Annotated in this window: 20 protein-coding genes, 1 pseudogene and 2 riboswitches; of the genes and pseudogenes, 3 read left to right on the top strand and 18 right to left on the bottom strand. The window is 40.6% G+C overall.

The annotated features are described in order from the left end of the window. Positions 1–248 precede the first annotated feature (248 nt). From ABFG93_RS17900 to ABFG93_RS17885, 4 genes are all read right to left on the bottom strand, one after another. Positions 249–476, bottom strand: a complete 228-nt coding sequence (locus tag ABFG93_RS17900) for a helix-turn-helix domain-containing protein (RefSeq protein ID WP_369810531.1) — start codon at positions 474–476, stop codon at positions 249–251. A 279-nt stretch (positions 477–755) separates the two neighbouring features. Beyond that, complete coding sequence (sdhB, locus tag ABFG93_RS17895; protein ID WP_347549372.1) at positions 756–1,514, bottom strand: succinate dehydrogenase iron-sulfur subunit; 759 nt, start codon at positions 1,512–1,514, stop codon at positions 756–758. Further along, on the bottom strand, positions 1,514–3,277 hold the full coding sequence (gene sdhA / locus ABFG93_RS17890; RefSeq protein WP_347549371.1) for a succinate dehydrogenase flavoprotein subunit: 1,764 nt from the start codon (positions 3,275–3,277) through the stop codon (positions 1,514–1,516). The genes sdhB and sdhA overlap by 1 nt, the downstream gene beginning before the upstream one ends. A gap of 77 nt (positions 3,278–3,354) precedes the next feature. Continuing rightward, positions 3,355–3,963 carry a succinate dehydrogenase cytochrome b558 subunit gene (locus ABFG93_RS17885; RefSeq protein ID WP_347549370.1) on the bottom strand — a complete coding sequence of 203 codons (609 nt, stop codon included), beginning with the start codon at positions 3,961–3,963 and terminating at the stop codon, positions 3,355–3,357. 303 nt (positions 3,964–4,266) lie between these two features. Here ABFG93_RS17885 and ABFG93_RS17880 point away from each other — a divergent pair, with 303 nt between their 5' ends. Beyond that, a complete protein-coding gene (locus tag ABFG93_RS17880) occupies positions 4,267–4,710 on the top strand; it encodes a YslB family protein (protein ID WP_347549369.1) in 444 nt (147 codons plus the stop codon). Between the two features lie 31 nt (positions 4,711–4,741). Here the strand turns inward: ABFG93_RS17880 and ABFG93_RS17875 are convergent, their stop codons facing one another. From ABFG93_RS17875 to zapA, 14 genes and pseudogenes are all read right to left on the bottom strand, one after another. Then, the gene (locus ABFG93_RS17875) at positions 4,742–5,977 is read right to left on the bottom strand and encodes an aspartate kinase (RefSeq protein WP_347552884.1); all 1,236 of its coding nucleotides are present in this window, start codon (positions 5,975–5,977) and stop codon (positions 4,742–4,744) included. A 236-nt stretch (positions 5,978–6,213) separates the two neighbouring features. Then, positions 6,214–6,402: riboswitch (Lysine riboswitch) on the bottom strand. A gap of 80 nt (positions 6,403–6,482) precedes the next feature. Next, on the bottom strand, positions 6,483–8,264 hold the full coding sequence (gene uvrC / locus ABFG93_RS17870; protein WP_347549368.1) for an excinuclease ABC subunit UvrC: 1,782 nt from the start codon (positions 8,262–8,264) through the stop codon (positions 6,483–6,485). A gap of 484 nt (positions 8,265–8,748) precedes the next feature. Beyond that, positions 8,749–9,250: pseudogene (locus ABFG93_RS17865) on the bottom strand (FTR1 family iron permease); the annotation flags it as partial. A 79-nt stretch (positions 9,251–9,329) separates the two neighbouring features. Further along, positions 9,330–9,641 (bottom strand): thioredoxin, encoded by a 312-nt coding sequence (gene trxA / locus ABFG93_RS17860; RefSeq protein ID WP_347549367.1) that lies wholly within the window; start codon positions 9,639–9,641, stop codon positions 9,330–9,332. A gap of 239 nt (positions 9,642–9,880) precedes the next feature. Next, the gene (locus ABFG93_RS17855; protein WP_347549366.1) at positions 9,881–10,858 is read right to left on the bottom strand and encodes an electron transfer flavoprotein subunit alpha/FixB family protein; all 978 of its coding nucleotides are present in this window, start codon (positions 10,856–10,858) and stop codon (positions 9,881–9,883) included. A 13-nt stretch (positions 10,859–10,871) separates the two neighbouring features. Beyond that, entirely contained in the window at positions 10,872–11,642 is a 771-nt protein-coding gene (locus tag ABFG93_RS17850) for an electron transfer flavoprotein subunit beta/FixA family protein (protein WP_347549365.1), read from the bottom strand. Between the two features lie 29 nt (positions 11,643–11,671). Further along, entirely contained in the window at positions 11,672–12,445 is a 774-nt protein-coding gene (locus ABFG93_RS17845; protein ID WP_347549364.1) for an enoyl-CoA hydratase, read from the bottom strand. Between the two features lie 52 nt (positions 12,446–12,497). After that, a complete protein-coding gene (locus ABFG93_RS17840) occupies positions 12,498–13,091 on the bottom strand; it encodes a TetR/AcrR family transcriptional regulator (protein WP_347549363.1) in 594 nt (197 codons plus the stop codon). A gap of 240 nt (positions 13,092–13,331) precedes the next feature. Next, positions 13,332–15,023 carry an AMP-binding protein gene (locus tag ABFG93_RS17835; protein WP_347552883.1) on the bottom strand — a complete coding sequence of 564 codons (1,692 nt, stop codon included), beginning with the start codon at positions 15,021–15,023 and terminating at the stop codon, positions 13,332–13,334. Between the two features lie 319 nt (positions 15,024–15,342). Next, the gene (locus tag ABFG93_RS17830) at positions 15,343–15,750 is read right to left on the bottom strand and encodes a DUF350 domain-containing protein (protein WP_347549362.1); all 408 of its coding nucleotides are present in this window, start codon (positions 15,748–15,750) and stop codon (positions 15,343–15,345) included. Positions 15,751–15,767: 17 nt separating this feature from the next. After that, positions 15,768–18,119 (bottom strand): endonuclease MutS2, encoded by a 2,352-nt coding sequence (locus tag ABFG93_RS17825; RefSeq protein WP_347549361.1) that lies wholly within the window; start codon positions 18,117–18,119, stop codon positions 15,768–15,770. A gap of 33 nt (positions 18,120–18,152) precedes the next feature. Further along, positions 18,153–19,868 carry a DNA polymerase/3'-5' exonuclease PolX gene (gene polX, locus ABFG93_RS17820; RefSeq protein WP_347549360.1) on the bottom strand — a complete coding sequence of 572 codons (1,716 nt, stop codon included), beginning with the start codon at positions 19,866–19,868 and terminating at the stop codon, positions 18,153–18,155. A 113-nt stretch (positions 19,869–19,981) separates the two neighbouring features. After that, complete coding sequence (locus ABFG93_RS17815; RefSeq protein WP_347549359.1) at positions 19,982–20,524, bottom strand: CvpA family protein; 543 nt, start codon at positions 20,522–20,524, stop codon at positions 19,982–19,984. A 6-nt stretch (positions 20,525–20,530) separates the two neighbouring features. Further along, on the bottom strand, positions 20,531–20,791 hold the full coding sequence (gene zapA / locus ABFG93_RS17810) for a cell division protein ZapA (RefSeq protein WP_347549358.1): 261 nt from the start codon (positions 20,789–20,791) through the stop codon (positions 20,531–20,533). 151 nt (positions 20,792–20,942) lie between these two features. Here zapA and rnhC point away from each other — a divergent pair, with 151 nt between their 5' ends. Both rnhC and ABFG93_RS17800 read left to right on the top strand, forming a co-directional pair. Beyond that, positions 20,943–21,890 (top strand): ribonuclease HIII, encoded by a 948-nt coding sequence (gene rnhC / locus ABFG93_RS17805; RefSeq protein WP_347549357.1) that lies wholly within the window; start codon positions 20,943–20,945, stop codon positions 21,888–21,890. Positions 21,891–22,146: 256 nt separating this feature from the next. Beyond that, positions 22,147–22,249, top strand: a riboswitch (purine riboswitch). 147 nt (positions 22,250–22,396) lie between these two features. Beyond that, on the top strand, positions 22,397–23,587 hold the full coding sequence (locus ABFG93_RS17800; RefSeq protein WP_347549356.1) for a NupC/NupG family nucleoside CNT transporter: 1,191 nt from the start codon (positions 22,397–22,399) through the stop codon (positions 23,585–23,587). Positions 23,588–23,605: the final 18 nt, after the last annotated feature.

Below are 23,605 nucleotides of genomic sequence, written 5' to 3'. Positions count from 1 at the left end.
GTCAATGAGAAAACGTTCCAATCCTATGTAAACATTTGTTAGCATCAGCTACTCACAGTAATTCGCTAACTTAATTGACTTCCATTCATGCTGACTACCTTGGTTTAGTTTACTACCATTGTCAAAAAAAAGATAGTGCTCTACTACACATTCAATGATATAACTAAGTATTTCAAGATAGTAAATAGTAACTTTTTATGGCGTTTTTAGAGAAGATAAAAGGCCGGCTTTTAACCCAGCCGGCAATTCTAAATTTCTAACTCTCCCAGTCGAAGCAATTCGACAACAGCCTGGGAACGCCCCTTTACCCCCAGCTTTTGCATCGTATTGGATATATGGTTCCGAACTGTTTTTTCACTAATAAACAGCTCTTCTGCTATTTCTCTTGTTGTTTTGTCCTGTACAAGTAATTCAAATACTTCTCTTTCTCTCTTTGTTAATAGCGGCTTCGGTCGGTAGTGGTTACCTTTCAACATTCCACCCTCCTCGATAGGGCAACAAAGCAACTTCATCTGAAATTATATAGTCCATACAATATATGTATTTCACTCCGACGTGTTACAGATAAACAGTAGTCTTTTACGTTCACTTCGATCGCTTCCTTATCCTGACATGCTTCTTGTGCATTCTTCATTTCCTGAGAAATATTTAACATCGCTACAAAAGTACTCTTTTTATCAAAGTTTTTAAGTAGCCGCCATAAGGAAGCTCGGCTATAAATGCAAAAAAAGGATCCCGAAGTGGGATCCTTTTTCTTAATGATCACTTCCGAAGAAGTTCTTAAATGTTTGTAGAGATGTTGCTCTATTCATTGCAGCGATTGACGTTGTAAGTGGAATCCCTTTCGGACAGGATTGCACACAGTTTTGTGAATTACCGCAATTCGCTAGTCCTCCATCCCCCATCAATCCTTCAAGACGTTCTTCTTTGTTCATCGCACCAGTTGGATGAGCATTAAACAGTCGAACCTGTGAAACAGCTGCAGGTCCAATAAATTCTGAACGACTATTTACGTTAGGGCATGCTTCCAAACAAACACCACATGTCATACATTTTGAAAGTTCATAAGCCCATTGTCGCTTGTTCTCTGGCATTCTTGGTCCAGGACCCAGATCATACGTACCGTCAATCGGAATCCACGCTTTAACCTTCTTCAGAGCATCGAACATTCTGCTTCGATCCACCGCAAGGTCTCTGACAACAGGAAATGTTGTCATCGGCTCAAGACGAATAGGCTGTTCCAGTTTATCGACAAGCGCCGTACACGATTGCCTTGGCTTTCCGTTGATCACCATTGAACACGCACCACATACTTCTTCAAGACAACCCATTTCCCAAACAACTGGGGTTGTTTTTTCCCCTTTTGCATTAATCGGATTCCGTCTAATCTCCATTAAAGCAGAGATCACATTCATATTCTGACGATAGGGAATTGTAAACGTTTCTTCATATGAAGAGGATTCAGGTCCATCCTGCCTTTTTATCTTTAGTGTAACAGTACGTTCTTCACTCATTAATTTTTCCCCGCTTTCTTCTTCGAATAATCACGTTTACGAGGTGTAATTAATGATGTATCAACTTCTTCATAGTAGAATTCTGGTTTATTGTTTACTGCATCGTATTTCGCCATTGTTGTTTTTAGCCATTCATCGTCATTTCGCTCAGGAAAATCAGGTTTGTAATGTGCGCCACGGCTTTCATTGCGGTTAAGTGCGCCTATTGTAATCACTCGTGCAAGCTGCAACATATTTGAAAGTTGACGTGTAAACGACGCTCCCTGATTGCTCCATTTTGATGTATCATTAATATTGATGTTCTCGTAACGTTCCATCAATTCCTGGATTTTATTATCTGTTTCCTTAAGTTTCTCGTTATTTCTTACAACCGTAACATTAGCCGTCATCCATTCGCCAAGCTCTTTATGGATTTGATAAGCATTCTCTGTTCCATTCATTTTTAAAATAGCATCCTGCTTTGACTGCTCTTCCTGCTGATGCTTCTCGAATAGCGTTGATGAAAGATCTTCAACTGTCGTTTCAAGCCCATTAATGTAATCAACTGCATTAGGTCCCGCAACCATTCCGCCATAGATAGAAGATAGAAGTGAGTTTGCTCCAAGACGATTTCCACCATGCTGAGAGTAGTCACATTCTCCTGCTGCAAATAACCCTGGAATATTGGTTTGTTGATTAAAATCAACCCATAGACCACCCATAGAATAGTGAACTGCCGGGAATATCTTCATTGGAACTTTTCGAGGATCATCACCCATGAATTTTTCATAGATTTCAATAATTCCGCCAAGCTTTACATCAAGTTCTTTCGAATCTTTATGTGAAAGATCAAGATAAACCATGTTCTCACCGTTAATACCAAGTTTTTGACTAACACAAACGTCAAAAATTTCTCTAGTTGCAATGTCACGTGGAACAAGGTTTCCATACGCAGGGTATTTTTCCTCAAGGAAATACCATGGCTTGCCGTCTTTATATGTCCAAACACGCCCACCTTCTCCACGTGCCGACTCACTCATTAGTCTTAATTTATCGTCCCCAGGTATGGCAGTTGGGTGAATTTGGATAAATTCACCATTAGAATAGATCGCACCTTGCTGATATAATGCTCCAGCAGCTGAACCAGTATTAATAACGGAATTTGTACTCTTACCAAAAATAATACCTGGTCCACCGGTTGCCATAATAACAGCATCTGCTTCAAAACTTCGAATTTCAGAAGTTGTAAGGTTCTCACCTACAACCCCACGACATACACCTTCGTCATCAAGAATGGCAGAGAGGAATTCCCAGCCTTCATATTTTGTTACAAGGCCTGCTACCTCATGACGACGAACCTGTTCGTCAAGTGCATAAAGAAGCTGCTGACCTGTCGTTGCGCCTGCAAACGCAGTACGGTGATGCTGTGTACCACCAAAGCGTCTAAAGTCAAGCAGGCCTTCAGGTGTTCTATTAAACATAACACCCATCCGGTCCATCAAGTGTATGATCCCCGGTGCAGCGTCACACATTGCTTTTACCGGAGGCTGATTTGCAAGGAAGTCTCCTCCGTAAACTGTATCATCAAAGTGCTCCCATGGAGAATCCCCTTCTCCTTTTGTATTAACAGCCCCGTTAATGCCTCCCTGCGCGCACACAGAGTGAGATCGCTTAACTGGAACGATCGATAACAAATCTACATTCATTCCTGCTTCTGCCGCTTTGATGGTAGCCATCAGCCCGGCAAGGCCGCCTCCAACTATTACTAATTTACCTTTACTCATAAGAACGGTTCCCCCTTAATTGCTGGCTCTGTCTGAAAGTTATGTATCAGACTTGGTGGTGAAGACTGTTCAATTTCTTATACAAATGCGAATAGTGCGCGAATACCAACGACTGAAAGGGCAAGGAAAATCACCATTGTCACATAAGTCATTGCACGCTGTGATTTCGGTGTTACTGTAAAGCCCCAGCTTACGAAGAATGACCATAAGCCATTCGCAAAATGGAAGACCGTACCAACGACACCAATGATGTAAAAGATCATCATTCCTGGATTAGATAGAATATCAGTCATCATCTGGAAGTTAACTTCTGCTCCCATTGCAGCCTGTATCCTTGTCTGCCATACGTGCCAGGTGACAAAAATAAGCACGATCACACCAGAAATCCGCTGTAAATAAAACATCCAGTTTCGTAAATAGCTATAGCTGCTTACGTTATTTTTGGATTGAAACGCGATATATACACCGTATATCGCATGGAATAAGAGCGGTAAGAAAATGACAAAGATCTCAAGAAGATACCGATAAGGGAGGCTCTCCATAAAATGTGCTGCGTCATTAAATGCCTCGGGGCCTCTTGTTGCAAAATAGTTTACTGTAAGATGTTGCGTAACATAGAGTCCGAGTGGTATTACTCCAAGAAGCGAATGCAATTTTCGGCTTACAAAGTCTCGACTTGCGGCCATGTTTAGTGTGTCCCCCTTTTAAGTTGTTAAGCTACCATCTGTCAGTGCATTTTCTACTATTAAAAGTCTTTGCATGCACAGAAATCATCGCTTTCTGTCGATTATATTTGACATAACCATTGTACTCTCATCATTTAGGAGCGTCAAGAAAACGCGTACATTTAGACTTTTCAAAATTGGTTTAATTGACACCATTTTTTCTCATTTTCTTTCTTTAGAACTTTTCTTAATTTATATCTATCGTGCTATAGAGCATTTTGCAAGTAAACGTTATAATTGAAGCAGATAAGCTAGGAGGAATCTATGTTTAAGAAGCGTACAGACACAATTGATTATAGTCATGAAATCGAAACAACAGCGTTCGGCTATGAATTTTATAGAGAGATTCTACTGCCAGAACTTCTTGGTACCGAACAGGCCGCTGTCCTTTATTGGACCGGAAAAGAAATGGCCAGAAAGTTTCCGCTTTCTTCAAAAGAAGAAATTGAGCAATTTTTCATGAATGCAGGATGGGGAAAGTTAGAAGCTCAACAAGAAAAGAAAAACGAAATGACTTACTCGCTCCAGTCTCCATTAATTGATGAACGCATGAAAACAAGTCGAACAGGTTGTTATCAGCTTGAAGCCGGCTTTTTAGCAGAACAGTTTCAAAATATGCTGCGTTGCATCACTGAAGCCTATGAAACTGACAAAAAGAACGATGTGCAGTTCACCGTTAAATGGGACTTAAAAGATAAAATCGAGTAAATAAGGAGACCAAATCTGGTCTCCTTTTTGATTACATTTGCTTTACCGGTGTTCTCTCATCAAGCTGAAATTGATCGTGAAGTGATTCAATTGCATAAATCATTTTTTCTTCAGGTACGATGGTTGAAACTTTGATTTCAGAAGTGCTAACCATTTTCATTTCAATTCCATGATCTGCAAGAACTTCAAACATTTGCGCTGCTACACCTGGATTTGAAATCATTCCAGAACCAACAATCGATACCTTTGCCAGATTAGATTCATGGAAAATATTTTCATACGGTAATTTAACTTTAATGCGACGAAGAACATCAAGAGTCAGTTCAAGAAAAGCTGTTTCAATTGAAAACGAAATACTTGTTGTATTCTTTTCATTCGTACTCTGGATAATAATATCGACATTTATGCCATTCGCTGCGAGTGAAGAAAACAGCGAAGGAAGCGTTGTAATTTCATTTGGAAGTCCCGAAATGGTAATTTTCGTAACGTTACTTTCAAATGCCAGACCTCTTACCACTAAATTTTGTTCCATTGATACAACCTCCTCGATTAACGTACCTGGTTCATCCGTAAAGCTTGAGCGTACCTCAAGCAAAATGTTGTAATTCTTGGCAAATTCAACAGCTCTCGGGTGTAATACACCAGCTCCAAGATTTGCAAGTTCAAGCATTTCATCATATGAAATCGTAGAAAGTTTTCTAGCTGCTTTTACGTAGCGTGGGTCCGTTGTGTAGACCCCATTAACATCTGTATAGATTTCACAGCGATCTGCTTGAAGGGCTGCGGCGATAGCAACAGCCGTTGTATCTGACCCACCTCTTCCGAGCGTTGCAATATCATCTGTTTCGGTAAGTCCCTGAAATCCTGCAACAATGACAATCTTACCTTCTGCAAGGTGCTTATTCATTCGTTCTGCCTCAATATCAAGGATTCTTGCATTACCGTGAAGCGCTTCTGTTTTAATTCCAGCCTGCCAGCCTGTTAATGATATCGCATCATAACCAGCATCATTTAGGGCCATTGAAAGCAGTGCTGTTGTCACCTGTTCCCCTGTTGTAAGAAGCATGTCAAGTTCCCGAGAAGACGGTTTAGCTGTGATTCCTTTCGTTAATCCAACAAGTTCATCAGTTGTTTTCCCCATAGCAGATACGACGGCTACTACTTCATCACCTGCATTTACAGCATCAATCAGTCTTCGCGAAACATTTTTAATTTTCTCTACATCGCCAACAGACGTACCTCCGAATTTCAATACACGTAGTCCCACTCTCTCAAATCCTTTCTCTCCTGTAACTGGTTTCTCTTTTTTCATAAAGTGCCTGAGCACTTCTACAATACTCACTTAACAAGAGTTGAACTGGATATTTCAGAAAGCGATGGAAAACTATTCGCTTTCCTTATACTTTGATCCTTTCTTAATAATTCAGGATGCTTAAGTACAAAAAAACAACAATGAGAAGAACCTCACTGTTGTTTTCAAAACAAATCCAAGAAAACGCCCTTATGTGAGATAGTTCTCCATCCATAACCCGGGTTGGCCCTGGATGACAGCCCTGTATTTCTTCAATACAGGTCCAGCTTCAGACGTATAAGCGCCTTTCTGCTTCGGCAAATTCCCCTTTCAGCTTCTATCACGGAGCCTTATCACTCTCAAGTAAGCATACTATTGGTTTTTGCGCCTCTACCATCACTTCAAATATCGAAGTGTTGGAACTATTAAATTTCACTCATTATAACGGACTTATTAGAAAGCCGCAAGATGTTCTCACAAATTAGTTCGTTTGATTTTCAAACCGTACTACTAATTCCTCTGCTACACTTTTTGGTAAACCAGCTTCCTGTAGATCATTTACGCTTGCTTCCTTCATCTTCTTAATCGATCCGAAATGATTGAGAAGCTTCTTTTTACGTTTCTCACCAATCCCCGGGATATCATCAAGGCTTGATTTTAACATCGATTTTCCGCGAAGCTGACGATGAAACGTAATGGCAAATCGATGGACTTCATCCTGAATGCGTTGCAGAAGATAAAATTCCTGACTGTTTCTTGGAAGATAGACACCTATGGGGGGATCGCCAATGAGAAGGTGAGATGTTTTATGCTTCTCATCTTTTGTTAAAGAACACACCGGGATATCAAGCCCAAGCTCATTCTCAAGCACATCTTTCGCAGCCTGTATTTGAGCAATTCCTCCATCAATTATAATCAAATCAGGAAGTGGACCGCTCTCTTTTAACATTCTTGAATACCTTCTCCGAACGACCTCTTTCATTGAACCAACATCATTAGGACCTTCAACCGTTTTGATTTTGTACTTTCTATACTCGTTTTTCTTTGCTTTACCGTCCAAAAATACAACCATAGCAGAAACCGGGTTTGTTCCCTGAATATTAGAGTTATCAAATGCTTCAATGCGAAGTGGTGCATCAATTCCGAGTTTTTCCCCCAGGTTTTCAACAGCATCAATGGTTCGATTTTCATCACGCTCAATTAATGAGAACTTTTCATTTAACGCAATCGATGCATTTTTCATTGTCAGTTCCACAAGTTCTTTCTTTTTCCCACGCTTAGGCTGAAGTACTGGTGTTTGAAGAAGCTCTCCAACCATTTCAGCATTCACTTCATGTGGCAAAAGTATTTCCTTTGGCTTTGGATGGTTCTTTTGAAGATAGAACTGTCCAATGTACGTTAGGAAATCTTCTTCAGCTTCATTATAAAATGGGAAAAGCGACACATCCCGCTCAATCAGCTTCCCCTGCCTCACGAAAAAGACCTGAACGCACATCCAGCCCTTATCAAAGCTGTATCCAAAAATATCTCGATCAATTCCATCATTTGTTTGGATCTTCTGTACTTCCATCACTTTATCAATATGAAACATCAGATCACGGTATTCTTTCGCTCGCTCAAAGTCCATATTTTCAGAAGCGATACCCATTTTGTGCTCCAGATCCTCCTTTACTTCCTGATGGCCACCATTTAAAAAGCGCGTAATTCCTTCAATCATTTCCTTATTCTGTTCTTCAGAAACGTCTTTCACGCACGGGGCAAGGCATTGACCGATATGGTAATAAAGACAGACACGATCGGGCATCTTTCTGCATTTTCGTAATGGGTAAAGTCGATCAAGTAACTTTTTCGTAGCACTTGCAGCATAGGCATTAGGATAAGGACCAAAGTATTTCCCTTTATCTTTCTTAATCTTTCGAGTTGTAATTAGCCGGGGGTGTTCTTCTGAAGTAATTTTTATATAAGGATAGCTTTTATCATCCTTAAGCATAACGTTATATTTTGGATCATGTTTTTTAATTAAGTTTAGCTCGAGAATAAGTGCCTCTAAATTAGTGGATGTTACGATGTATTCAAAATCACGAATTTCACCTACGAGGCGCTGTGTTTTTCCATCGTGTGATCCACTAAAATATGAACGTACTCTATTTTTTAACACTTTAGCCTTTCCTACATAAATAATCGTTCCCTGGCGATCTTTCATTAAGTAGCACCCGGGTTGATCGGGAAGGATGGCTAGCTTGTTTTTAAGATGTTGTTCCATGCTGACTCCCCCCACTACTCTCTTTTAAGGCGTATCTATGTTCCCCTCTGATTGTAACACAATTCCTGTTCGTTCTTTAACGGATATACTCGTACAAAACAATTTCATTGTAGACTGGATCATATAGCGACGATGAATGAAATTCTGCTACCTTCTTTATCGAGTCTTCGATTGATACTCCTGCAGTTGCCATTTTCTGGTGGTACATATGGAGCTTGCATGTTGCCTTCAGACGAAAATCTTACAAAAGTGTGCTCGTCTCATCATTTCTATTACTTGTTTCATAAATCCTTCTACAACTCGATCAGTTATAAATACGCGTTCATTGTTGTAAGGCTTCGCTCATCGGCTGAATTGCCATCACATTCAGAAAGCCATACTTTGTAATAAAGCCGCAATAGCTATACTTCCTGTTCGTGACAGTATGGATCGACTAATCGAGTACACCGGATATAGTGATGAGATGACCAGGAGAGAGTCGTCTGATATCCTGCATCATTGAGATGCCCTGAACAAATAATGCACCAGCAATTAACACAATGATAATTCCTGTTACTTTAAAGAAAGCTTTACGCATGGTTCCTTTGAAGAACAGATATGATACTACTGCAGCAATTTAAACTCCTGTTATTGCTCCCCAACCTTCAAAACCTTTTCCCATATCTCCACCTGTGATCGCAGCGAAGAAGAAGGCTGTCACTACTCCTTCACGAAGGACAACAAGGAAGGAATGAATAACCATACCAACAACCTTTCCGGTTGTGATGTACTCGGTCATTTTCCCCTCTGTCTTGCCTTTCAGATTCCGCCTGTGCGAAGCCATCCAGAAAACCATCTGCGTTAGCAGCACCGCAGAGATAAGCATAATGGAAAATCTTCAGATAAATCTCGCTTCCCATTGCAGCAAATCCAGTAAAGACTACCTGGAACAACATGGCGACACCTACGCTTGCAACAACGGCAAGCCAGACAAACTTATTGTACTGATAGCGTTTCCAAGTTCAAACGTCTGAACTAAAAAAATCACCCTGCTCTCAAAAGAGGACAGGGTGATTTTCAAATTATTTACTGATGTTTAGAAAGCGTTTGTGCTAGAGCTTCTTTTGGTTGGAAACCAACAACCTGGTCAACAACTTCCCCGTTCTTAAACACTAGAAGTGTTGGAATGCTCATTACACCAAACTTGCTTGCTGTTTCCTGATTTTCATCAACATCAAGCTTTACAACTTTTACGTCAGCCATTTCAGCGTCAAGTTCTTCAAGAACAGGCGCAATCATTTTACAAGGGCCACACCATGGTGCCCAGAAGTCAGCAAGAACTAAACCTTCACTTGTTTCTTCATTGAAACTTTGATCTGTTGCGTGTACGATAGCCATTTGTATATTCCTCCTTAAAACATTTATCACTTGAGAATACCAGGTTAAGGCCGGTTGCCTCAGTGTAACTGCCAGATTGATGACTGGCACAAATTGAGTATATCATTAATACTCTTACGGATTCCATTTTTTTGACTCACGTTCATTCTTCCCTAAATTCAAGAAATAAAACGATTAGTAATAACGTATTGCTATCAGTCTTCATTAAAAAAGCGAGCTGAATTCAGCTCGCTTTTCCGTTAGTTTGTTTGAAGCACTTTCTTGAATTCTTGAGTTAGAAGGGGCACGACTTCAAAAAGATCCCCAACAATTCCATAGTCAGCAACATTAAAGATACTTGCTTCAGGATCTTTATTGATAGCTACAATGACTTTGGAGTTTGACATTCCTGCTAAATGCTGAATTGCACCAGATATCCCACAGGCAATATAAAGATCCGGTGTTACAACTTTCCCGGTTTGCCCAATTTGTAGGGAATAATCACAGTAGTCAGCATCACATGCGCCGCGAGAAGCGCCTACAGCAGCGCCTAAAAGATCAGCAAGCTCTTGAAGAGGTTCAAATCCCTCTTCACTTTTAACGCCGCGTCCACCTGCAACAATGATTTTTGCCTCGGAAAGATCCACTCCTGAAGTTGATTTACGCACAACTTCTTTCACAATCGTACGGAGGTCTTTGATGTCGACACTTTCTTCATATACCTCACCGGATCGAGACTCATCTTTCTCAAGCGCAGCGATATTATTTGGACGAATTGTTGCCAGAATAACACCTTCTTTAACCTTCTTCTTCTCAAACGCTTTACCAGAATAGATTGGTCGTGTGAAAATCACTTCATCACCATCAATCTCAAGACCAGTTGCATCTGAAACAAGCCCTGCATCAAGCTTACTAGCAAGCCTTGGAGCCAGATCTTTCCCCATCGACGTGTGAGGCATGAGGATTGCATCTGGATCAACAGACTCAACAACCTGCATAAATGCCTGTCCATATCCATCACTTGTATAGTTTTTCAACTTTTCATGTTCAATTTTTATCACACGGTCGGCTCCATAGTGGAATAGGTGATCCGTAAAAGCACTCACACTATCTCCTGCTATTGCGACGATAACTTCACCGCCCGCTGCGATTTCTTTACCAGCACCGATTGCTTCAAATGATACATTTCGTAATTCATTATCACGAGTTTCTGCGAATACGAGAACTTTTTTAGCCATAACTGAACCCCTCCTATATAACTTTCGCTTCCTGACGAAGCAACTTTACTAGTTCTTCTACTTGATCCCCAATTTCACCCTCTAGAACTTTCCCAGCTTCCTTCTTAGGTGGTAAATAACGCTCAACTGTCTCTGTTTTTGCCACAATTTCGTCGTCATTTACGTCAAGATCATCATAGTCAATTTCTTCTAATGGCTTCTTCTTTGCCTTCATGATTCCTGGAAGCGACGGATAACGCGGTTCATTAAGACCCTGCTGTGCTGTAACGAGTAGTGGAAGCTGAGCTTCAACAACTTCCATGTCCCCTTCAACATCTCGCTCCATTGTCACTGTCATTCCATCAATATCAAGTTTTGTAATCGTCGTCACGTAAGCGATTCCAAGTTTCTCTGCAAGGCGTGGTCCAATTTGCCCAGTACTGTTATCGTTGGATACATTTCCCCCAAGGATAATATCGTATTCTTTATCCTCGAAATAAGATGCAAGAAGTGCAGTTGTTGTATACTGATCACTATCATCGAGCTCTTCATTATTGATTAGGACAGCTTTATCTGCTCCCATTGCGAGGGCTGTTCTTAGTTCTTTTTCAACCTCTTCATCACCAATACTAACTACCGTTACTTCGCCACCATGGTCGTCGCGAAGCTGAATCGCTTCTTCAATCGCGTACTCATCATAAGGGTTAATGATGAACTCGACACCTTCTTCACTGATTTTCCCGTTTTCGATAACGATTTTTTCCTCTGTATCAAAAGTTCTCTTCATGATTACATAAATATTCATGTATTTATCCCTCCCTGAAATATTTCTGGTTATTTGTCTTTAAAATCTGGCTTTCGCTTCTCAATAAAAGCACGAATTCCTTCCTGTCCATCGTGAGAAGCAAATGCTTTGCCAAAATACTCTCTTTCTTTCCTAACACCTTCATCAAAATGCGCAGATTTTGAGTAGGTGAGAAGCTTAAGTGCATAGTTGATTGCCACAGCGCTTTTTAAGGCGATCTTTTCAGCAAGTTCTTTTGCCTTTGGAAGGAGTTCATCCTCACTATAAACTTGATTAGCAAGTCCAGCTGATACCGCCTCACTACCTGAAATCGGATCACTTGTGAGAAGCATTTCAGTAGCCTTTGCTTTACCCACAAGGGCCGGTAATCTTTGTGTCCCCGCAAATCCCGGAACAAGACCAAGTTGAAGCTCAGGAAGTCCAAGCTTTGCACTTTCTGTCACCAGACGAATGTGACAGGCCATCGCAAGCTCAAGTCCACCCCCAAGTGCAGCGCCGTGGATAGCTGCTATTATCGGTTTTGGGAACGCTTCCATTTTATCGAAAAGCTGCTGGCCAAAACCACCTAAATCAGCAAAACCCTCTTCACTGTCTACAGTTGTAAATTCTTTAATATCGGCCCCGGCTGAAAAAAACCTTCCTTCACCCGATAATAAAATAACTTTTGACTCGGGATCCTGCTCAATCTCACCTAGAATCTCTGATAACTCTCTTAAAACATCAGATGCAACCGCGTTAGCTGGTGGGCGATTCAAGGTGACATGCGCTACCCGGTTCTCTTTAGATAACTTAATAAATTCCACTTCTCCACTCCTCTCACATCGTGATGGTCCCGGTCAACGCCGGGACATCATTTTATTTGCTCAAGCCGTTAATCAACAAATTGTGAAGCGGCTTTGCAAGTGGTTCCAGTTCGAACTTATGATCCTTCATGACCCAGTTGGTTACAGTTTCATCTAACGTACCGAAAATCATCTGTCTGGCCAGCCGAATGTCCAGCTCTTCTATAAACAGCCCTGATTTAATGCCTTCATAAAGAATGTGATCAACCAGAGTAAGATATTTCTTCAACACTTCACCGATCTGGGCTCGAAGCGCTTTGTTCGTTTGCCTTAACTCCAATTGAGTAACAATAGCAAGCTGATAATCAGATCCAAGGTGTTTGAAGTGCATATCAATCAGCGTAAATAATTTATCCATTGCATTATCTTTACGTGAGATTTGCTCTTCTGTTTTGTCGATAAAACTGCCCATTTTCTTTTGGAATAATGAAATCAGCAGGTCTTCTTTATTTTTGAAGTATAGATAAATGGTGCCATCTGCCACACCGGCTTCCCTTGCTATCTTTGATACCTGCGCCTGATGGTAACCATTTTGTGCAATAACCACGACAGCGGCATCAATGATTTTATCGTACTTCGGACCCCTTTTTTTTCCCTTATCTACCATGTGAGTTCTCCTTTATTCTTTTTCCGCCACTCGCTCAAAATGAATGAGTATTCATTCATAAACTATTTATATTGTAGCGATACAAGAGTGCTGCTGTCAATATAAGATTTCTGAACGAGCGCTCGATTAGAATACGGAGTTTTTCGCAAATTCATCATACCACAATAAGCTGAAATGTGCGAATTTTTCCAGAATATTAATTTATTTTTCTGTGTAGCATAAATGGTGAGAAACCAATCGCTAAAGCGATTGGTTTCTGTTTTCCTTCTCCTCATCGACAAGAACGCGGCGCAGAATCTTCCCAACAGTTGTTTTCGGAAGTTCATTACGGAACTCATAGAGACGCGGGACCTTATACGCAGCAAGAAATCGACGACAATGCTGATTCAATTCTTCTTCCGTTACAGTTGCTTTATTTTTCAAAACGACGAATGCTTTGACTGTTTCTCCCCGATAGGCGTCTGGTACTCCGATAACCACTGTTTCCTGTATAGAGGGGTGCTCATACAGGATTTCCTCAACCTCACGTGGATATATGTTGTAGCCTCCCGCGATAATCATATCCTTCTTACGATCAACAACATAAAAGTAACCTTTTTCATCACGGTAGGCCATATCACCAGTGTAAAGCCAGCCGTCTTTTAATACCGCCGCAGTCTCATCTGGGCGATTCCAATAACCCTTCATCACCTGAGGTCCTTTTACAATAAGCTCCCCAATTTCTTTCAGGGCAGCTTCTTCATCTGTTGGAGTGATAATTTTTGCGTCAGTGTCGGGCCATGGTACCCCGATACTTCCAATAACCGTACCATCGAGTGGATTCGAATGCGTTACAGGGGATGACTCTGTTAACCCATACCCTTCTACAAGACGGCCACTGATTTTCTCCTGAAACTTCTGTTGTACTTCAATAGGAAGTGGTGCCGAGCCGCTAATACAGGCTTTAATTGATGATAAATCATATCGATCAATTTCTGGGTCATTTAATAGTGAGATGTAGATGGTTGGAGCACCTGGGAATAGCGTCGGCTTTTGCTTTTGTATAGCCTTTAAGGTATCTTTCGGTTCGAATTTAGGAAGGATAATCATTTTGGCAGCATACATGATCGATAAATTCATAACACACGTCATACCGTAAACGTGGAAAAATGGAAGAATACCTAGCACACGTTCCTCACCATATTTCGCATCTCGAATCCAGCTCTTGCACTGCATCGTATTGACTACAAGGTTGTAATGGGTGAGCATAACCCCTTTTGCTAAACCTGTCGTTCCTCCAGTATATTGAAGAAGGGCAAGATCTTCTTTCGGATTCACGTTAATCTCAAGGTCATCGTCCCTACCATTTGTAACCCAATCTTGAAAGGTGTGTATCTCATCAGTGGAGGGCAACTCAACAAGCAAACCCTGCTTCTTCTGCTTTTGAACGAGCGGGTAAAGAAGGTTTTTAGGAAAAGGTAAATAGTCTTGAATTTTTGTTACAATAATATGCTCAAGTTCTGTCTTCTCTTTTACTTTCAATACTTTTGGTAGCACAAGATCAAGACAAATCATCATATTCGTTTTCGAGTCTGTTAGCTGATGCTCGAGCTCACGTTCCATATAAAGTGGATTCGTTTGAACAACAACACCACCTGCCATTAACACAGCATAATAGCTAATGACAGCCTGGGGACAATTCGGTAGCATAATTGAAACACGCCCACCTTTTACTAGACCATGATCTCGCAAGGAATTGGCGAGACGCTTTGAGCGATTAAGTAGTTCATGAAAAGTAAGTTCTTTTCCAAGAAAATGAACGGCTTTTTTCTCAGGGTGCTTTGAAGCGGCATCAATTAAATAAGCATGAAGCGGTTTATCTTCATAGTCAATTGACGTTGGCACCCCATCCTGGTAATAGTGAAACCATTCTTTTTCGGTGATTTTCGTCATCAATCGTCAACCTCCCTTTCACTACTCCTTCCAAACCCTAATTCTCTCTATATGATAATTATAATGAAAACGCTTAAATTATCCTATCTTTTTTTGATTTTTTTGAATACATTGGCATTTTTCGTCGGAATATTAGTGACAAGCTTTCAAACTAATAATAAAAACACCAATCAAAATACTTTTTCTCAACATAAAAAGACAGGCTACTCACCTGTCTTTTGCATTAAACAAAATAAATTAAATAAATTATACCGGCAATAAAAAATATGCCAGAGACAACTATTAGAACTTTCCATAACGTTTCCATTCTATGCTCCCCTTATGAAATGCCTGCCCCAATCACAAAAGATAGGCCAATCGATATTACCATAGAAATAAAACCAACGGCACGATTATCTGCCGCAATTTCTTTATCAATTCTAAATTTAGGCGTCAAAAATTCGAAAGTAAAGTAGCCAATTAAAAGTAGAACAAAACCAAATACTCCCCAGCCCATCATTGTTACAAGAGAATCATTGTGCTCTATTGAAAATCGAAAGATATTGGCGATTCCAAAAATTTTACCCCCTGTAGCCATCGCTACAGCAAGATTTCCTTTCTGAATTTCCTCCCAGTTTCGATAGGAAGTAACAAATTCAAATAATGAAAGAAAAACAATCATGCAGACAATCACAACACTGTAATTTGCGGCTGTTTGAAAAGCTACACTCTCCCATAATTGTTCCATTATGATAATTCCTTTCTCTACTTCAATTCCACAACGGTCACGCCACCGCCGCCTTCATTCATACCACCCATTCGAAGGTTTTTCACTCGAGAATGCCGTTTAAGCCATTCATGAACACCTTTCCTAAGGGCCCCTGTTCCTTTACCGTGAATAATGGATACCTGATTGTATCCAGCTAGAAGGGCATCATCAATATAACGTTCCACTTCTACCTGGGCATCTTCGTATCGTTTCCCTCGTAAATCAAGCTCGGTTTTTACCCGGCTATCACTACCCCTTACCGTAACGAACGGTTTACGTTCTACTTCAGGTTTTGATTTTATTGGCTCAAGATCTTTCGCTTTTACATTCATTTTCATTATTCCAAGCTGAACCTGGTATTCATTTTTCCCGACCGGTTCAACGATATGGCCTTTTTGATTAAAGCTGATGACCTTTACTTCATCACCAGGTTGATAAGATTTAGCTTTACCTTTACCTTTCTTTTGAGCCGGCTTCTTGGATCGAAGTTCTGGCTTAGCATCTTCAAGCTGCTTCTGTGCATCAATCAATTGATGTTCCTTGACATCGCCGCGCTGGAACGTCCGAAGATCATGAATGATTTTCTTCGCCTGCTCTTGTGCTTTTTCAACCTCTTCAGCCGCCTTTTGTTCTGCTTCTTCAAATAGACGTTCACGCTGTTTTTCAAACTTTGCAAGTTGAGTTTTAAGGTCGTCCTTCAACGACTCTGCTTCTTTTCGAAGTTCAGATGCACCCTGTCGATCCAACTCGGCTTGTTTCTGGCTATCCTCAAGAGAAGAAATCATTCGATCTACCTTATTGCTTTCACTTGAAATCTGAGAACGTGCATCTTCAATAATATCATCCATCAAGCCTAGGCGCCTTGAAATTTCGAACGCATTGCTTCGGCCGGGAACACCAATGAGGAGACGATAAGTTGGACGAAGCGTCTCTACATCAAATTCTACACTGGCATTCATTACCCCTTCTCGATTATAAGCATAAGCTTTTAGCTCACTATAATGTGTTGTCGCAATTACTCTTGCGCCTCGGTTATAGACATAGTCAAGTATGGATATAGCAAGTGCTGCCCCTTCCTGAGGATCAGTTCCGGCACCAAGCTCATCAAATAGAACAAGGCTGTTTTGATCAATGTTTTTCAAAATATGGACGATGTTCGTCATATGAGAAGAAAACGTACTTAAACTTTGCTCGATTGATTGTTCATCACCAATATCAGCAAAGATTTGTTGAAATACAGACATCGTCGATCCTTCATCAGCAGGGATATGTAAGCCTGATTGTGCCATCAATGTTAATAACCCTGCTGTTTTTAAAGTAACCGTTTTACCACCGGTATTAGGCCCCGTAATGACAAGTGATGAATAATCTTGTCCTAGATAAAGCGACGATGGTACTACTTCATCCTGTGGAAGGAGTGGATGTCTCCCCTGTTTAATCTCAAATTCTCCTTCATCGTTCATCGAAGGCTTCGTTGCTTTCAATTCGTTGGCGTATCCTGCGCGCGCAAAAATAAAATCAATATCCGCCAGAATGTCTACATTGTGACGCAACGTTTCAGAGGATTCTGCAACATGTCCTGTTAATTCGGTTAGAATGCGCTCAATTTCAAGCTTTTCTTTTACCTTCACTTCTTTCAACTGGTTGTTTATTGATACAACAGATTGTGGTTCTATAAACAACGTCGCACCAGAAGAAGATTGATCATGAATCATACCGCCAAACGAGCCTCTGTACTCCTGCTTAACAGGAATAACGTAGCGTTCATTACGAATGGTTATGAGTGCGTCAGATAGCATTTTCCGGGTGCTTGAAGATCGAATTAAGCTTTCAAGCTTTTCACGAACGCGTGATTCAAAGCTTCGTAACTGTGTACGGATCCGGCGCAGGGCATCACTTGCTGAATCGAGCAGTTCACCGTCCTGGTCGATACAGGCATTGATTTCCTGTTCTAGCTCAGTTTCATTCATGATCTGACCGACAAGATCTCCAAAAAGAGGGAGTTCCACTCCATCTTCAATCATGTTTTCAAGGAAGGTTTTTAACCTGCGTCCACCATAAATAGTACTGGAAATATCCAATAATTCTGATGGATTAAGCATGCCCCCGATCTCAGCTCGTTTAACACTCTGACGGATATCTCGAATTCCACCTAATGGTGCGTGACCACGTAAGCGAATAACCCTTCGTCCCTCGTCCGTACCCTCAAGCTGATGTTTTACTTCCTCAAGCGTAAAAAGCGGGACTAACTGTTCAGTTTTTTGTTTCCCTAGTGAGGATGAGACGTGTTTACCAAGTCGTTCTTTAACTTTGTCATATTCAAGTAACCGTAACACTCTTTTTTGCAATGGGCGTTCCTCCTAGAAGCAATATTTATCAAGTTATTGATGACGGTTAAAAAATGCTTCAAGATCTTTTACCGTATAGGTGTTTAAGACACTCTCCGCTCGGAGCCATCCTCTTCTGCCCGCTGAAACACCAATTTCCATATGTTCAAGCATGTCCATGTGATGGGCATCCGTATTAATCATTATTTTAACATTTTCAGTTTGAGCTTTTCGAAGCCATTCGGCAGCTAGATCAAGACGATTTGGATTCGCATTCAGCTCAAGGGCTGTACCCGTTTCTTTTGCAAGCTGAATAAGTTTTTCATGATCAAGCGCATACCCATTCCTTCTTCCAAGGAGTCTTCCCGAGGGATGGGCGATTAAATCTACATGATGGCTGCGGAGAGCCGTCTCAAGACGTGCCATAATGGTATTCTGATCCTGTGAGAAGGAAGAATGAATTGAAGCGATAACGAAATCCATTTCCGTTAGTAGTTCATCATCATAATCAAGCGACCCATCAGGAAGAATGTCCATTTCAACACCTGCGAAAATTTTAAAATCAGTCCATTTCTTATTTAAGCGCTCCACTTCATTTCTCTGTTCGCGCAGTCTTTCAGCAGTTAACCCATTTGCTACCTTTAAGTACTGGGAATGGTCCGTTATGGCTATATAAGAATACCCTTTTTCTCTCGCGCGCTCAGCCATTTCCTCAATGGTATATGCACCGTCACTCCAGGTTGAGTGCATATGGAGATCACCTTTAATATCCTTCAAATCCACTAACTGAATGTCATTTCCCTCTGCTTCCTCAATCTCACCATCATCTTCACGGATTTCAGGAGGAATATAAGAAAGTCCGAAATGGTTATAGAATTCCGTTTCACTTTCAAAAGTAAGGACCTCACCTGTTTCGAGTGACTCGACGCCATATTCGCTAATTTTCTCGCCCTTTTTTTTCGCAATCTGTCTCATTTTCACATTATGAGCCTGAGAGCCAGTAAAATGATGAAGAGTTGATGTGAATTCATTCGGCTTCACGATTCGAAAATCTACAGAAACTCCGAATTCATCGTTTAATTCAAGCGTGATTTTTGTTTCTCCCTTGACAACGATCTTCGAAATTCCTTCTATCTCCAGAAGCTTCTCAGATACGCTGGCCGCATCATTCGTGGCAATAATAAAGTCGAGATCTTTAATCGTTTCACGAATGCGACGTAAGCTGCCCGCTCTCGCATAGCGGTCAATGCTTTCTATATGATTCAATTGTCTTTCGATTTTTTCAGCGAGTGGAAGCATATAAGCAATGGAAAGTCGATCAGGTCTCTTACCGGCTTCCTCAATAGCTGCAAGGATCTTTTCCTGGCTTTTCTTCCCGAATCCTGGCAGTTCTTGAATTTGATCTTTTTCACACGACTTCTTTAAGGTAGCCATATCGACGACGTTCAGTTCCTTATAAAGCTTTGCAAGCTTCTTTCCGCCAAGACCGGGCAATTTCAGTAGTGGCACGAGTCCTGCCGGGACTTCTTTTTTAAGAGATTCAAGTGTTTCAGATTCCCCATTTTCAAGAATTTCCTTTATTACAGCAGCTGTACCCTTTCCGATGCCAGTAAGCTCAGCCGGGTCCTCTATTTGATCCATGTTTCTATCATCCGTTTCGAGCGCACGAGCTGCTTTTCGAAAGGCGGATATTTTAAAAGGATTCTCACCTTTCAGTTCCATATAAACAGCTATTTCTTCAAGAAAATGAATGACGTTTTTTTTATTCATTGAATTCTCACCCTTCTTAAGGAATACATTAATTCTATCGTATCCATATTTGGAACGAAATCCAATCATTTACGCTTGATTACAACAAACAAATAACCCTTCTAAGAGAAGGGTTATGCTACGTGCGTGCTCCAGAGATCTTTAATTTGTTCAGTCAGCACTGGCGTATGCTTCACGATACTCTCTGCAAGAATGGAATTGGATATAGTGGATTGGACTGTTTCATTCGGAAGAAGCGCAGCAAGAAACAAGAATAGGAAAACCACAATATAGACTTCTACAAAACCAAGAACGCCACCGAGCCAACCATTAACAGTTCTGAGAATGGGCAAATCGGCCAGAAAATCAAGCATTGATCCAATAATTTGCATAATAATTTTTGTGCCAAAGAACAAAAGCGCAAAGGCAATTCCACTATAATATGTAGCTTCGAGATTGATGGCATCAAAAACCATTGCTGATGCAGCAGCCTCATTACCAAAGGAAGGATATGGAATCCAGAGCTTTAAATGAGGAGCGAGATCACGAAAGTACATATAAGCTACAATAATTGACACAATGAATCCTGTTAAATGAACTACTTGTAAAATAAGACCTCTACGAAGTCCGATAAGAAAGCCACCAACTAATATGATTAAAAGAATAAGATCAACCATGTTACGTTATTCCTCTTCTCTCAGTTTTTTCTTCAATTCTTTAAGTTCTTTTTTGATCATGACATATTCATTCACTATATTTACAGCGGTCAATACCGCAAGTCGCTTTGTATCCAAATAAGGGCTCATCCCTTTAATTTCATTCATCTTCTCATCGACTAAATTTGAGACTTCGCGAATATGTTGATGACTTTTATCGCCGACAATTGTATACTGCTCTCCATGTATTTCCACAGTTGTACGTATTTTTCCTTGACTGTCTGCCACCCATTAAGCCTCCTATCATGAGAAAGAATTCCACCTTATATCATAGCATGAAAATATACCTTTGGAAATACAGTGGCACTGCCCCATTCTATTTCACTTGTCCAGTCTGATATAATAGGATGCAAGTATCGTTCACAAAGGGAGTTTTGTTATGCCACAGGTAGTTCTAACTGTATCACCATCCATTATGAATGAAATAAAAAAGAAATACAACAGTGACTTAAGCGACAAACAGCCGCCAGGAAGCGTTTTTGTAGCAAAGACCTCTTCCTGTACTATTACAGGATATAAATCGGGAAAAGTTATGTTTCAAGGTTCAGCAGCAGAATCTGAAGCAATGCCCTGGCAGTCAAGTGGCGTTTCTTCATCGAGAAAAGCTCCTGCTAAAAAAAAGGTTAGCGATCATAAATACGCACCTCCAGCTCACATCTCATCTCTATCAGCAATTGGAAGTGATGAAGTTGGGACAGGTGATTTCTTTGGTCCGATTACTGTAGCCGCAGCTTACGTTGATCATAGTCACATTCCACTCTTAAAAGAACTCGGTGTAAGAGACTCGAAAGGAATGAAGGATCCAGAGATTATTGAGATTGCAAGGAATCTCATTAAAACCATTCCATATAGTCTACTGATTCTACCTAATGAGAAATACAATGCGATGCAGAAAAAGGGTATGAATCAAGGGAAAATGAAGGCTCTATTACATAACCAGGCCATACAAAACGTTCAACGAAAAATCGCTTCATATGATGCCATTTTGATTGACCAATTTGCCAAACCAGATATCTATTTCAATTACTTAAAGGGACAATCCACGATTGTGAAGGATAAAGTGTACTTTGCGACTAAGGCCGAAGAAATCCATCTTGCAGTGGCAGCAGCCTCAATTATTGCCAGGTATTCATTTGTAATGGAAATCGATCGTCTTGGAAGAGAAAACAACGTAAAACTACCAAAAGGAGCAGGAGCAGCTGTAGATCTTGCAGCCGCTAAACTCATTCAAAAATATGGAGATCAGGTACTTGGTAAGCTCGCCAAGCTCCACTTCGCAAACAGCTTGAAAGCAAAAAAACTGGCTGAACAGTCGGACCGTTCATAAGCGATTGAATAAATAAAGCTGGCTCAAAAGGGCCAGCTTTTATTTATTCAATCGCTTTTTATAAGTATAATTGTCGGGCGCCGACTCTTCGCATATAGGAGCTTCAGTGCTATTTTCACTAAGTACTTAAGCATATAGCCCCTACTGATTCAACACGTTTTTTATCGTACGCTTACATTTCAGGAGTGAATTTTGGAAAGATTCCTACTATCATAATAGGTCTTGCTACCTACCAATTATTTTGCTAAATTGATGAATACAACTTCACATTTATCTCTATATAATTTTGGAAATAGGGTCCAAAGAGTTTCTACCCGGCAACCATGAATTGCTGGACTATAGGGAAGTTAGGCATCGTAAACTATAAACACGTATGTTTTGTTTATCATTTTTATGTCTCAATTCTTCCTGTATTATACCCGAACTTACCAGTTCGGGTTTTTTATATTTTAGATAGCATTTATACATGTGGAGTAACAACTACTTAACAGGGGGATTGAGTCATCATGAATATTATCACCGGCCTTTTATCAATTGCAGGAGTACTAGCAATCGCCTGGCTACTTAGCAATAAGAAAACAGTCGTTAGATGGAGAACGATTGGAATTGGACTTTTAATCGAGGGACTATTTGTCCTATTCGTTCTTAAAGTAGATGCCGGAAAACGGTTACTAGAAAAAGCGTCTGAAGCTGTACAAAATGTGATCAATTATAGTAACGAAGGTATTCAATTTGTTTTCGGTGGACTTTATGAACAAACGGATTTAACGTTTGTGTTCGCAATTAACGTACTAGCGGTAATTATTTTCATATCAGCTCTTGTTTCAGCTCTTTATTATTTGCGTGTGATCCCTCTTATCGTACAGGCGATTGGCGTTACAATCGGTAAACTGATGGGAACAACCAAAGTTGAAACCTTTAACGCAGTAGGGAACTCATTTCTAGGATTAGCCGAAGCGCCTTTACTCGTTAAACCATATTTAAAACTTCTTACACGATCTGAAATTTTCGCGATTATGGTAGGTGGAACAGCCTCTGCAAGTGGAGCTATCCTAGTTGGGTATTCATTAATGGGAATTGAACTGAAATATTTGCTCATCTCCGTCTTCAGTGTTCCTTTCGTCTCTCTTGTTATTTCAAAAGTGATGGAACCAGAAACAGAAGTATCAAAAACAAATGACAATGTGCGCATGAAAAAATCAGAACATGCTAATATTTTTGAAGCCATTGCTGATGGTACCGTTAGTGGTGTGACACTTGCCCTAAATATTGGTGGACTTCTAATCGCATTTATAAGTATTCTAGCTGTTTTGAACGGCTTACTTGGAGTTGTCGGCACTGATCTAAGTTCGATTCTCGGCTATATTTTCTATCCGTTTGCGTTACTCGTCGGTATCCCAATCGATGAAGCCTTCCGTGCTGCCTCCATTATTGGGACAAAAATGTCGATAAATGAATTTGTTGCCTATCAAAACCTTACCGCTATTCAAGCTCAATTATCTGATAAAACAGTCGCTATCCTATCTGTTGCTCTTTGTAACTTTGCAAACTTCTCGTCCATAGGTCAGCTTATTATCGGACTGGGATCACTGGAGCCTTCAAAGCGGTCACAAGTATCAAAATTAGGATTAAAAGCGATTGTTGGCGGTACACTTGCTTCCTTCATTACTGCAATCTTCGTTGGCATGTTTATGTAATTCCATTATAACCTAAAA

This window comes from Pseudalkalibacillus hwajinpoensis (genome assembly GCF_039851965.1).
GTDB classification, from domain to species: domain Bacteria; phylum Bacillota; class Bacilli; order Bacillales; family Guptibacillaceae; genus Guptibacillus; species Guptibacillus hwajinpoensis_E.
Note: the sequence above shows the minus strand (reverse complement) of the source record. Positions and strands in the feature narration are given on the sequence as shown.